14 protein-coding genes are annotated in these 11,293 nt (G+C 41.3%); 5 read left to right on the top strand and 9 right to left on the bottom strand.

Annotated features, from left to right (window positions below):
• Positions 1 to 31: 31 nt before the first annotated feature.
• The 3 genes from lspA to bioB form a co-directional block, all read right to left on the bottom strand.
• On the bottom strand, positions 32 to 511 hold the full coding sequence (lspA, locus tag G3T18_RS10225; RefSeq protein WP_224410451.1) for a signal peptidase II: 480 nt from the start codon (positions 509 to 511) through the stop codon (positions 32 to 34).
• A gap of 66 nt (positions 512 to 577) precedes the next feature.
• On the bottom strand, positions 578 to 1,162 hold the full coding sequence (locus G3T18_RS10220; protein WP_224410450.1) for a biotin transporter BioY: 585 nt from the start codon (positions 1,160 to 1,162) through the stop codon (positions 578 to 580).
• Between the two features lie 2 nt (positions 1,163 to 1,164).
• Positions 1,165 to 2,232, bottom strand: a complete 1,068-nt coding sequence (gene bioB, locus G3T18_RS10215; protein ID WP_224410482.1) for a biotin synthase BioB — start codon at positions 2,230 to 2,232, stop codon at positions 1,165 to 1,167.
• A gap of 426 nt (positions 2,233 to 2,658) precedes the next feature.
• Here bioB and pstC point away from each other — a divergent pair, with 426 nt between their 5' ends.
• The 4 genes from pstC (at position 2,659) to psb27 (ending at position 5,870) form a co-directional block, all read left to right on the top strand.
• The gene (gene pstC / locus G3T18_RS10210; protein WP_224410449.1) at positions 2,659 to 3,564 is read left to right on the top strand and encodes a phosphate ABC transporter permease subunit PstC; all 906 of its coding nucleotides are present in this window, start codon (positions 2,659 to 2,661) and stop codon (positions 3,562 to 3,564) included.
• 22 nt (positions 3,565 to 3,586) lie between these two features.
• Entirely contained in the window at positions 3,587 to 4,489 is a 903-nt protein-coding gene (pstA, locus tag G3T18_RS10205) for a phosphate ABC transporter permease PstA (RefSeq protein WP_224410448.1), read from the top strand.
• 57 nt (positions 4,490 to 4,546) lie between these two features.
• The gene (gene pstB / locus G3T18_RS10200) at positions 4,547 to 5,353 is read left to right on the top strand and encodes a phosphate ABC transporter ATP-binding protein PstB (RefSeq protein WP_224410447.1); all 807 of its coding nucleotides are present in this window, start codon (positions 4,547 to 4,549) and stop codon (positions 5,351 to 5,353) included.
• A gap of 109 nt (positions 5,354 to 5,462) precedes the next feature.
• Positions 5,463 to 5,870 (top strand): photosystem II protein Psb27, encoded by a 408-nt coding sequence (gene psb27, locus G3T18_RS10195; protein ID WP_263480339.1) that lies wholly within the window; start codon positions 5,463 to 5,465, stop codon positions 5,868 to 5,870.
• A gap of 235 nt (positions 5,871 to 6,105) precedes the next feature.
• On the opposite strand, the gene G3T18_RS10190 is transcribed toward psb27, so the two are convergent.
• The gene (locus tag G3T18_RS10190) at positions 6,106 to 6,603 is read right to left on the bottom strand and encodes a DUF427 domain-containing protein (RefSeq protein ID WP_224410446.1); all 498 of its coding nucleotides are present in this window, start codon (positions 6,601 to 6,603) and stop codon (positions 6,106 to 6,108) included.
• Positions 6,604 to 6,987: 384 nt separating this feature from the next.
• Here G3T18_RS10190 and G3T18_RS10185 point away from each other — a divergent pair, with 384 nt between their 5' ends.
• Positions 6,988 to 8,013, top strand: a complete 1,026-nt coding sequence (locus tag G3T18_RS10185) for a sodium:calcium antiporter (protein WP_224410445.1) — start codon at positions 6,988 to 6,990, stop codon at positions 8,011 to 8,013.
• A gap of 106 nt (positions 8,014 to 8,119) precedes the next feature.
• On the opposite strand, the gene G3T18_RS10180 is transcribed toward G3T18_RS10185, so the two are convergent.
• From G3T18_RS10180 to G3T18_RS10160, 5 genes are all read right to left on the bottom strand, one after another.
• Complete coding sequence (locus G3T18_RS10180) at positions 8,120 to 8,455, bottom strand: hypothetical protein (protein WP_224410444.1); 336 nt, start codon at positions 8,453 to 8,455, stop codon at positions 8,120 to 8,122.
• A gap of 156 nt (positions 8,456 to 8,611) precedes the next feature.
• The gene (locus G3T18_RS10175) at positions 8,612 to 8,986 is read right to left on the bottom strand and encodes a nucleotidyltransferase family protein (protein ID WP_224410443.1); all 375 of its coding nucleotides are present in this window, start codon (positions 8,984 to 8,986) and stop codon (positions 8,612 to 8,614) included.
• Between the two features lie 34 nt (positions 8,987 to 9,020).
• The gene (locus G3T18_RS10170) at positions 9,021 to 9,266 is read right to left on the bottom strand and encodes a hypothetical protein (RefSeq protein WP_224410442.1); all 246 of its coding nucleotides are present in this window, start codon (positions 9,264 to 9,266) and stop codon (positions 9,021 to 9,023) included.
• Positions 9,267 to 9,357: 91 nt separating this feature from the next.
• Positions 9,358 to 9,675: a hypothetical protein gene (locus G3T18_RS10165; protein WP_224410441.1), complete on the bottom strand. Its 318-nt coding sequence runs from the start codon at positions 9,673 to 9,675 to the stop codon at positions 9,358 to 9,360.
• A 40-nt stretch (positions 9,676 to 9,715) separates the two neighbouring features.
• Positions 9,716 to 11,224 carry a UbiD family decarboxylase gene (locus tag G3T18_RS10160; RefSeq protein WP_224410440.1) on the bottom strand — a complete coding sequence of 503 codons (1,509 nt, stop codon included), beginning with the start codon at positions 11,222 to 11,224 and terminating at the stop codon, positions 9,716 to 9,718.
• Between the last annotated feature and the right edge of the window lie 69 nt (positions 11,225 to 11,293).

Here is an 11,293-nt window from a genome sequence, read left to right as displayed (position 1 = left end):
CCTCAAAATCGGCTGAGAACGAGAATTGTTTCTAACTTTCTCGACGATTATTTCGATTGGGAGTGTCGCGAAAAGTAGCAATCAACAGAAAAATAATTCCTATATTAATCAAGATATCTGCCAGATTAAACACTGGGAAGTTAATCAGCCGAAAGTCAAGAAAATCAATCACGTGACCGTAGACAAACCGACAAATGCCATTACCAGCCGCCCCAGCAAAAATAAAGCCACAAGCTAACTGTTCGCTAATTTTTAAGCGCGGACCAAACCAAGCCAGCGCCATTAAACCAATACTAACTAAGAAAGATAACCAGCGCAGCCAATGAACCCCATTCGTAAACAGACTAAACGCCGCCCCAGTATTTGTAACGTAGGTAAGATGGAAAACCCCTTCCCACAAAGGAACTGTTTCACCAATCTCCTGAAAACTGTCTAAGACTATTTGTTTAGTTAATTGATCCAGAAATAGCCCGACTAAGGCAACAATCCAGAAAAAGCGATTTTTGGTCATTGGTTGTTTCTAGTTGATAATTTGTCGGCGATCGCGATCGGATCGCCTGACAACAATGATTCAGAATTAATAAAACATTACTTTACGCAGGAAAAACGCTACTACAGTCACAGCACAGATCACCACTAGCTGTCCGGGTAAAAGATAAACAGAATAATTTAGCATCGCTTCCCAGAGTCCCGTCTCTATGCTACCTGCGGGACTCACCACATACAAAACAATCAGGTAAGTAAGCCCGGAAATATGAATCGTTAGCAAGCCGCAAAGACAACTAAAAGCCAGAGATTCTAAGCGCGGTTTAGTTTGAAAGGCAAAATAGCCGCAAATCCAAGCCCCAGGAATAAAACCGAGCAAATAACCAAAACTGAGTTGAGTGAGGTACTCTAAACCTCCGCCTTCATTAAACACTTGTAGCCCAGTTAAGCCTAAAATAATGTAAGCAATTTGAGAAAGAGCGCCTGCGTTTTTGCCTCCTAAACAACCAGCTAGCAGTACCGCACCAATTTGAAAACTAACCTTGAGAGAGTAAATTTGTACCCCTCGTTCTGCCCAATTCCAAGGTACATTGGTGGCAAAAGCTTCGACAAAAGTACCACCAATGGTTAATAGTAAACCGACGATCGTCCAAAGGAGTTGGTTGGGAGCAGACACAGTTAGGTATTTCGACTTGCGTGAGTAGCTGAGTATTCACCAGGAATGGGCGCTTCACCACCTTCTAATCCCAAGGATGCTAGCATAGCTTGGTCTTGTTCTGGAGGTTGTCCGAGGGTGGTGAGGTAATGTCCGATTAACATGGCGTTAATTCCGGCTTTGAGTCCCCAGCTTTGTAATTCGCCCATGATAGCTTCTCTACCTCCAGCGTAACGGAGAATTTGCTGAGGTAAAATAAAGCGGAAAATGGCGATCGCCTTGAGTGCTTCCCAGGGATCGAGTTTGCTTTGTTCTCCTAATGGTGTATCTTTTCTGGGATTGAGTAAGTTAATCGGTACTGATTCGACTTCTAATTCTCTGAGTGCAAAAGCGAGGTCAATTCTGTCTGACCAAGATTCGCCCATGCCGATAATACCGCCCGTACAAGCTTGAATTCCCGCCGCTTTAATATTTTTCACGGTTTCGACGCGATCGCGCCAGCTATGAGTGGTAACTATGTTGGGATAATGATTTTCGGAGGTTTCTAAGTTGTGATTGTAACGAGTGACTCCGGCTTCTTTCAAGGCTTGTGCTTGTTCGGGGGTGACTTCTCCTAAAGCACAACAGGGTTTAATCTGGGTTTGGGCAATAATTTCGCTGACTGTGGCGATAATTTCCTCAAATTCGCTAGATTTCGGACTATTGTATTTAATTCCTCGTCCTTGTGAAACTAAGCAAAAGCGTTTTGCACCTGCGGCTGCGGCTGCTTTAGCTTGAGCGAGAATTTCCTCTTTTGATTTTAAACCGTAAATTGGCGAATCTTTGCCCGGATGATGCACAGATTGAGCGCAAAAACTGCAATTTTCCGAACAATTACCCGATTTGATATTGACAATACTGCACAAATCTACTGTATTGCCGCAACAAGCTTGACGGATCTTGTCAGCCGCTTCGCACAAGAGCAAAATATTTTCTTGAGCGGAAATTTCCGTTAGCGATCGCGCTTCTTCTTTCGATATTAACTCCCCATTAATAATTCTTGCCGCCAAAGTGTTGAGCCACTTTTGTAATGCTTCTCCTGGTGTGGGGATTTTCTCTCCACCAGAGTCACGAGTTTTTGTCGAACTTGAAACTGATGTTTGCACCACTTTTCGCCTAACTTTTGTGCAATCTGCATTTTATCATTTCATTCGAGATTGCTTCTGCACGTCTTTTGTCTATTTTTCCCTTGACAAATCATCTTTTCTATGATATCAAAATCTTTACTTTGCCAAAGGGAAAAAATTTTCTCAAGGCTAATTACTTTACCTAATCTTAAAAATACCCTGCTAAGATTTACTAACCAAATTTCTCTTTAATTTCACAGCTAAAGACAAATTCCCCAAACTGAGAACAACTTTTTCCGACAAAATGTAACTCAAATGAAAAAGAGCCAAGTCTCAAAACTAAAAGGAAAAATAAACAATAATACCATATAATACCCCTTGAACATTGTATCTAAAGATAGAGGTTAAAGTGTGAGTTCAGTAAGTGGAGATTTTAATCAAAGACTAGAACCCCGTCCCCCAAGAGAGCGGGTAACAGATAATAGTTTTAAATGGGCAGCACGTATTTTCGCCCTCTCAATTTTAGCTATGCTAATCTGGATTGCAGCGATCGTCGCGATTCGGGCAGTACCAGCGATCGCTGAATTTGGTTTAGGATTTTGGGTCAATAGTAGTTGGAACCCACCGCGAGAAGAATACGGCGTTTTACCAGCAATTTACGGCACAATTGTTAGTTCAATTATTGCATTAGGAATTTCTGTTCCCATCGGACTTGGAGTAGCAATTTTTCTCAGCGAAGATTACTTACCACCCAAAGTACAAAGAATCTTCGTTTTCCTCGTCGAATTACTTGCGGCTGTCCCCAGCGTAGTGTATGGTTTATGGGGAATTTTTGTCTTAATTCCCTTTCTCAAAGAAATCACACCTTTAAAAGGACCGGGAATGCTACCTGCGGCATTAGTTTTAGCAGTCATGGTCTTACCAATTATCGCCGCAATTTCTCGCGATGCCATCTCTAGCGTTCCCAAAGATTTGCGTCAAGCCGCAGTCGGTTTAGGTGCAACCCGTTGGGAAGCAATTATCCTAGTAATTCTCCCGGCTGCTTCTTCAGGAATCATCGGCGGCATCATGTTAGCACTAGGAAGAGCGTTAGGAGAAACAATGGCAGCAACAATGTTAATTGGTAACGCCAACAAAGTAAATTTATCAATCTTTGAACCATCTAACACGATCGCCTCGCTTCTTGCTAACCAATTTGCTGAAGCAAGTGGCTTGCAAGTAGCAGCTTTGATGTATGCTGCCTTAATTTTGTTTGCCATGACCTTAGTAGTCAACATCTTAGCCCAAATGCTAGTGAAGAGACTCCAGAGAATTTAATTAGTTTTCACCAAAAATAAAGATGACTTTAGATATTCACAATAGTCCTAGCTCTAGATTTGACCCCACTACCCTGAAACGTAACCCTAAATCTGGTCGTACCTTATTCGGCTTGATTATGACCGGAGTTGCGGGTTTATTCATGGTTTTGGCGATCGTTCCTTTATTTTTAATTCTTTCCTACGTGATTATTCAAGGAATTGGTCAACTCCAACCAAGAATTTTTACCGAATTACCACCACCACCACTCGTGGAAGGAGGCGGATTTGGTAACGCGATTCTGGGCACAATTCTGATGGTAGGAATTGGTGCATTAATTAGCGTTCCCGTAGGTGTAATGGCAGCAATTTATCTGTCCGAATTTAGTAACGGAAAAATTGCTGAATGGACTCGTTTTGCCACTAACGTTTTGAGCGGCGTACCCTCAATTATTGTCGGTGTATTTGCCTATGCAGTTTTCGTTTTAACAACTAAATCTTATTCCGCTTGGGCGGGAGGATTCGCTTTAGCTGTCTTGATGTTACCAATCATCATTCGGACTACCGACGAAGCCTTAAAATTAGTTCCCCAAGAAGTACGACAAGCCTCAGTTGGGCTAGGAGCAAATGACTATCAAACCGTGTTGCGAGTAGTGCTTCCCGCAGCAGTTCCCGCGATTATTACAGGCGTAACTCTAGCTGTAGCCCGTGCAGCCGGAGAAACAGCACCTTTGTTATTTACCGCCTTATTTACCCAATTTTGGCCCAATTGGAAGGAATTTTTGATGGAACCAACAGCCTCATTATCAGTGTTGGCTTATAATTTCGCGATCGTACCTTTTGAAAATCAAAGGGAACTGGCTTTTGCGGCGGCTTTTATTTTGGTGCTATTGGTTTTGCTAACCAGTATCATTTCCCGTTTGGCAACTGCAAGACGAACTTATTAATTTCTCAATTTGGTTACGCGTTAATACAAGAAAATTTTTAACGAGAGGATTGAATTAATGGTTACTCAAAAGGATATCACCACCCAAAAAGAAACAGTTTTAAATACCGAAAACTGGAGCGTTTATTACGGCAGTTTCTTGGCTTTAAAGGGAATTAATTTACCAATTCCTAAAAATAGCGTTACTGCTTTTATCGGTCCTTCTGGCTGCGGGAAAAGTACCTTACTGCGTTGCTATAACCGTCTCAACGATTTAATTCCCGTCTTTAAAGGAGAAGGAAGAATCACTTATCACGGTCAGGATCTTTACGCTTCTGATGTCGATCCAGTGCAAGTGAGACGTAAAATCGGGATGGTGTTTCAGAAACCGAATCCCTTTCCGAAATCAATTTACGACAATATCGCCTTTGGACCGAGAATTAACGGTTACAAAGGAGATATGGATGAATTAGTCGAACGTAGCTTGCGCGGTGCAGCACTTTGGGATGAAGTCAAAGATAAGCTCAAACAAAGTGGTTTAGCCATTTCTGGGGGACAACAACAGCGTTTGTGTATCGCAAGAACGATCGCCGTAGAACCAGATGTAGTGTTGATGGACGAACCTTGTGCATCTCTCGACCCAATTTCGACACTCAAAGTAGAAGAATTAATTCATCAGCTTAAGGAAAATTATACAATTGTGATCGTTACTCACAATATGCAGCAAGCATCAAGGGTAGCAGATCGAACAGCATTTTTTAACGTGCAAACCACAGATGATGGTAAACGTCAAGGTTATTTAGTCGAATACGATCGCACTGAAGTCATTTTCCAAAGTCCTCAAGAAGAAGCAACTCAGCAATACGTGAGCGGACGTTTTGGTTAAGGATAAGCGTACTACCAAAGACAGAAAATTAAACAGCAAAACCAAAAGTTACCCCAATTCAAGGTACGATGGATTTTAATTTCGATTTTCGCTAACATCAATTTTAATCATGCCTATAAGACGCTACTTATCTAGTTTGCTGGCTCTGGTTTTGGTAGTCGCGATCGCCTTAACAGGCTGCGGTAACACCGACACCGGACTAAACGGCAACTATCGTCAAGATAGTTTAACATTGCTTAATAGTCTCAGAACAGCGATCGAATTACCCCAGGATGCGCCGAATAAAAAAGAGGTAGCCGAGTTAGTACGCAAGCAAATTAACGATTATGCTTCTCGCTATCGCCGAGATAATAAAGTCGCAGCTTTGCGATCGTTTACAACCATGCAAACCGCATTAAACAGTGCGGCTGGCTATTTTACACCTTCTTCTTACCGTCGTCCCATACCAGACAAATTGAAAAAACGTCTCGAACAAGAGTTTCGCCAGATAGAATTTGCTCTCAAACGAGGTTCTTAATTCAGTTCTAGCAGATTGTTCTTAGACGAGCAATTCGTCACTAAACGAGCAGTTATTCCCCACTGGGTACTGCTCGTTTATTATTTAGGAAATTACGGTTCTACAGCAGAGAACGAATCTAGGATTGGCTGAGAAAGTAACCTCAAAAATTAGCTCGATACAAGGATAAGCTTCTCCTAAAAAGCTAACTGTTTCACATAAGTTCTAATCATAAAAAAGGCAAAAATTTTCGTAGTCACCAACCCCAGCTTCCTGCACCACCTTTAAAAGGACCGACAATATCGCTAGTAATCCAACCTCCATAAAAATCCCCTGCTTGTGCTTGTACTTGTTCTTCGTCTACATAACAAGCATCCATGCGACTAGGATAAAAAGCAACATAATCTTTTATCGGTGCAAATCGGGAAGTCGGATGAGGATAAAACCAAGCTGCATTTTCGGCTTGCTTATCGTTAACTACAATCGTGTAATAGCCAGCATTTCCCTTCCACTCGCAAAAAGATTGTCTACCTGTGCGTTGGAGATACTCCATTTTAATATCTTCTGGGGGAATGTAGTAAACTGGCGGATGACTGGTTTCGAGTACCCGTTGAGCATTTTGGCTATCAGCGATCGCCACACCATTGAAAACCACTCGAATACGTTTCGGACTTGGTTCGAGACGGGGAGGACGCGGATAGTCCCAAACCGACTCTTGACCTGGTTTTGGTTCGATTCGTTGAGGTTTAAACATAGTTAAGGCTTATTGCTACATCGTTTATCTTAACGGAGGCGACGGTCATTTTTCTATGGATACTGGGGACTGGGGACTGGGGTTTTCAGTTAGCAGTTATCAGTAATCAGTGAACAGTCGGGATTGTCAATCACAGAGATTAAAGAAGGTGGAATTAGAAGAACCACAGATTCGAGGGTAAACTGGTCACTGTTCACTGTTCACTGTTCACTGATTGGGGACTGGGGACTAGGGACTGGGGAGTGATAACTGATAACCGATCGCTGTTCACTGATAATCTCACTTGTGGGATATGTTTTTGAGAGTAAGACCAGAAATAATAAACATGGGATTGGTTGCGCTGAAGCGTGGATACCAACTTCAAACAACTTTAAATTAACTAACGTGGTTGACTCACTAACTATTAGTATCGGTTTATTTTTACTAGCCGCCGCAGTAATTGCTTTTTTAGGAACCCGAATGGCAAAAGTAGCCGACCGTTTGGCAGATAAAACGGGTATGGGCGAAGCTATTGTTGGTGCTTTATTTCTCGGTGGTAGTACGTCTTTGTCGGGAATTGTGACTTCGGTAACTGCTGCTTGGGAGGGTTATCCAGAATTAGCGATTAGTAATGCTTTGGGAGGAATTGCCGCGCAAACAGCATTTTTGGCGATCGCTGATATCGCTTACAATAAAGCTAATCTCGAACACGCTGCTGCTTCGATTGCTAATTTGATGCAGGGAACTCTCTTAATTACGCTTTTGGCAATTCCTTTGTTATCTTTTTCTGGTCCTGAATATAGTCTTTGGGCTATTCATCCGGGTACAATTATTCTCATTGCTACTTATATTTTCGGTTTGCGTTTGGTTGCACAAGCTCAAGAAAAACCGATGTGGGGACCGAAACAAACTCAACAAACTTTCCTCGATGAACCTGATGAAGCTAATCTTGGTAGTAAGGGATTATTTAGTTTGTGGTTAAAGTTTATTTTCTTAGCAGCCTTGGTTGCAACAGCCGGATATTTAGTCGCACAATCTGGTTTATCAATTGTTGAGAATACGGGTATTTCTGAATCTATCGTTGGTGGTATTTTTACGGCTGTATCTACTTCTTTACCCGAGTTAGTTACGACGGTAGCCGCAGTGCGTGGTGGTGCATTAACTTTGGGTGTTAGTGGTGTAATTGGTGGTAATAGTTTTGATGTCCTACTACTAGCTTTTTCCGATTTTGCTTATCGAGATGGTTCGATTTATCACGATATTAATAATCGTCAAATTTTTGTCATGGCTTTGACTATTTTGATGACTGGAACTTTACTTTTGGGTTTACTCAGACGCGAGAAACACGGTATTGCTAATATTGGCTTTGAAAGTTTTTTGGTGATAATTTTATATTTGGGCGGTTTCGCTTTGCTATTTTTTCAAGGTTAAAGTGTAGAGATGTTTCCGGAAACCTCTCTACAGGATATTTCTCTATATTCACTTAATAATTTTGACAAAAAAGTCTTGACAATTTTAATTTATTATGGTAGATTTTTCACGAAGAATAGTTATCGCGGGCTGGCAATTTTTGCAAATTTGAGTCCCAGCGATCGCTAGCGACAATAGTTTCTAAATTAGCAATTCTTTCATCGATTTGTTGCAATTGCTCTGAAGACAAAGATTTTCCGGATTTTTTCTCATCTTTCCAAACAAAAGCGGTACTAATTCCTGCACCAGAAATTACTGCTAAAGGTAAAATAACGCTATTTCTAGCAGGTGCAAAAATCAAACTCAAGGCTAACATTCCAGTCGCGTAAGACCAAATTTTCTTGGTGGCTGTAATACGAATATCTTGGGAGTTTGCAGAAGAATTTTTCTCTAGATGCGACATAATTTTTCTTGGTTTACCGTCTCGATGTTAAATTTTTCCAGTCAAGATTAACATCTTAAATAGTTTGACTGTTCTGTTTCTATTTTATTGCGCGATCGCGGATTTGACTTCCTGCTCGCAGTTCCCACAGATGGGTTAAGTACAATTACTTATAATTTACCAAGGTACTCCTTCTTCTTCAATTACTTTCAGTATATGAGGTTTTGCTGACTCTACTTCCACAAGATCCACAGGAATATCTGGATCTAAGCTCAAAAGTTTCCCAACTGCGCGATAATAATCTCTAGGATTTAAGCCCCAAACTGCGAGATCGAGATCCGAGCAATCGTGGAGTTTATCAAGCTTCAACATGGAACCAAAAATAACAATTTTTTGCGCTCCAAATTCTCTTTTTAACAACTCTGCTGCTTCTTTGGCTACTTGACAACCAATTTGCTGTTTTTTTACCATTCTTTCTTGCTCTTGCTGTCTGCGTCGTCTCGCTCCAGCGCGATATATTTCCATTTGTTCGGGTGTAAGTTGATAATTCATTGCTCTAAAAATATTTCTCCTCTTTATTATGTGACTACAAATTGTTCTTGTCTTTTTTTAGCAAAGGGAACAAAATTTTTTCTTGGGACGGAGATAAATTAATTATAGTAAAGTTACTCTCTGGATATAAATAATCTTCTCCCGATTCGTCAATCACTCTGAGATAACTATTTTTTGCCGCCGATTCGTCAGGTAGCACCTGATAAATCTTCAATAATTCTAAGTCATCACAACCACTATTATTGATACAAATAACCACTTTCGTTAAAATATTTTCCATAGTTTTAATCTAAGAAACATTTAATTTTTAGCTTCTATTTTCAAAAGGGTGGATTTTTTCCACCCTAATTTTGCTTCAGAAGCAACTAATCTTATGAATCTAGTTGCTTAAACTCTTTTTTAATCTCAAATTCATTGCTACTACAAATTGCTTCTAAATTAACAATTCTTTCTTCTAACTCTTGCAAATTGGAGGTTGATTTAGGAGAGTTTTCTACTGGGGCGCGGGGAGAAGACAAAAGGGTACAGGTAATGCCACTTACAGCTAAAATTAAGGTAAGAGGAAGAATTACGCCGCTATGAGTAATGGCGACGATGGGAATGCAAATAGCTAACATTCCCGTGGCAAAACTCCAAATAACAATTGTGACAGTAATTTTAACTTTTGTTTCCTGCTGATTACTTGCCATAGTTTTAGAGTCAATAATTTTTGGCGATCGCTACTTCATCCTACTTCATATCGTAACCGAACAAATTAGGATCGACTTCGCCTAATTCGAGATCCTCTAAGCCATATTCCGCCCAGCGTCTAGTTACCATCGCTGCAATATCGGGATCTGATTCTAAAGGTGCGCCCCATTCATGTTCGGTTTCTGGGGGTATTTTCGTCGTAGCATCGATTCCCATTCTACCACCTAAACCGATTTTCTGACTAGCAAAATCTAAGCTGTCAAAAGGTGTATCGGGAAGAATAAAAACGTCTCTGGAAGGGTCTACTTTCGAGGAAATTGCCCAGACTACTTGGCGAGGATCGCGAATGTTAATATCCCGATCGACAACGATGACAAATTTGGTATAAGTAAACTGCGGTAAAGCACTCCAAAAAGCTAAAGCTGCCCTTCTTGCTTGTCCGGGATAAGCTTTATCAATAGAGATAATTGCAGCTTTGTAACTCAAGGCTTCCATTGGTAAGAAAAAGTCCACAATTTCCGAGACTTGTTGCCGCAAAATTGGCGTATAAATGCGATTTAAAGCAATCGCAATCATGGCTTCTTCTTTCGGGGGACGACCGCTAAATGTTGTTAAATAAAGGGGATCTTTGCGGTGTGTCATGCAGTGGAAGCGAATCAAAGGCGAATCTTCCACGCCGCCATAGTAACCCATATGGTCGCCAAAAGGTCCGTCGGACATTACTTCCCCAGGTGCGATCGTTCCTTCTAAGACAAATTCTGAGTCGGCTGGTACTTGTAAATCTACGGTTTTACATTGAGCTAATTTTACGCCAGAACCGCCATAAAGTCCGGCAAATAACCATTCGGAGAGGTCTACCGGAATCGGCGTAGCGGCTGCCATAATAATTAAAGGATCGACTCCTAACGCGATCGCTATTTCTAATTTTTTCCCAGCTTCGGCTGCTTTCCGCAAGTGTCTCGCCCCACCTCGCACTGACAGCCAATGAACGCTCATGGTATTCTTGGACTGCAACTGAAGCCGATAAACTCCCACATTGGGCGTTCCGGTTTCGCAATCTTTAGTAATTACCAGTCCCAAGGTGATAATTTTCCCTGCATCGCCCGGATAAGGACGAATTAAAGGTAATTTATTGAGATCCAAATCTTCCCCTTGAATTACCACTTGCTGACAAACGGGGAAAAAATCTCGCCCTGGTTTCGCCTTGACAACATCAAACAGCAACTTCCCAAAATCGATCGCCTGAGATACTTTTTTCGGCGGTTTCGGTTGTTGCAGCATCGCCAATTTTTTACCAAGTTCCTCTAACTCTGCGGGTTGTTGCATATTCATCGCCCAGCAGATGCGTTCTACCGTTCCTAACAAGTTTACCGCTACTGGGAAAGACGCACCTTTAACATTTTCAAAGATTAATGCTGGACCTCCTGCTTGTAGCATTCGGTTGGAAATCTCCGCTATTTCTAAATCTGAGTCTACTAATGCCTGAATCCTGCGTAATTGTCCTCGTTCTGACAATAAATTGATAAATCCTCGTAAATCTCTCGCCATAATTTTAAGAAGTATTAAGCACTCTTTCTATCTTACGCTGTGACAGGCAACGATAAGAAAAAGAGAAGC

The organism is Oscillatoria salina IIICB1, assembly GCF_020144665.1.
GTDB lineage: Bacteria > Cyanobacteriota > Cyanobacteriia > Cyanobacteriales > SIO1D9 > IIICB1.
Note: the sequence above shows the minus strand (reverse complement) of the source record. Positions and strands in the feature narration are given on the sequence as shown.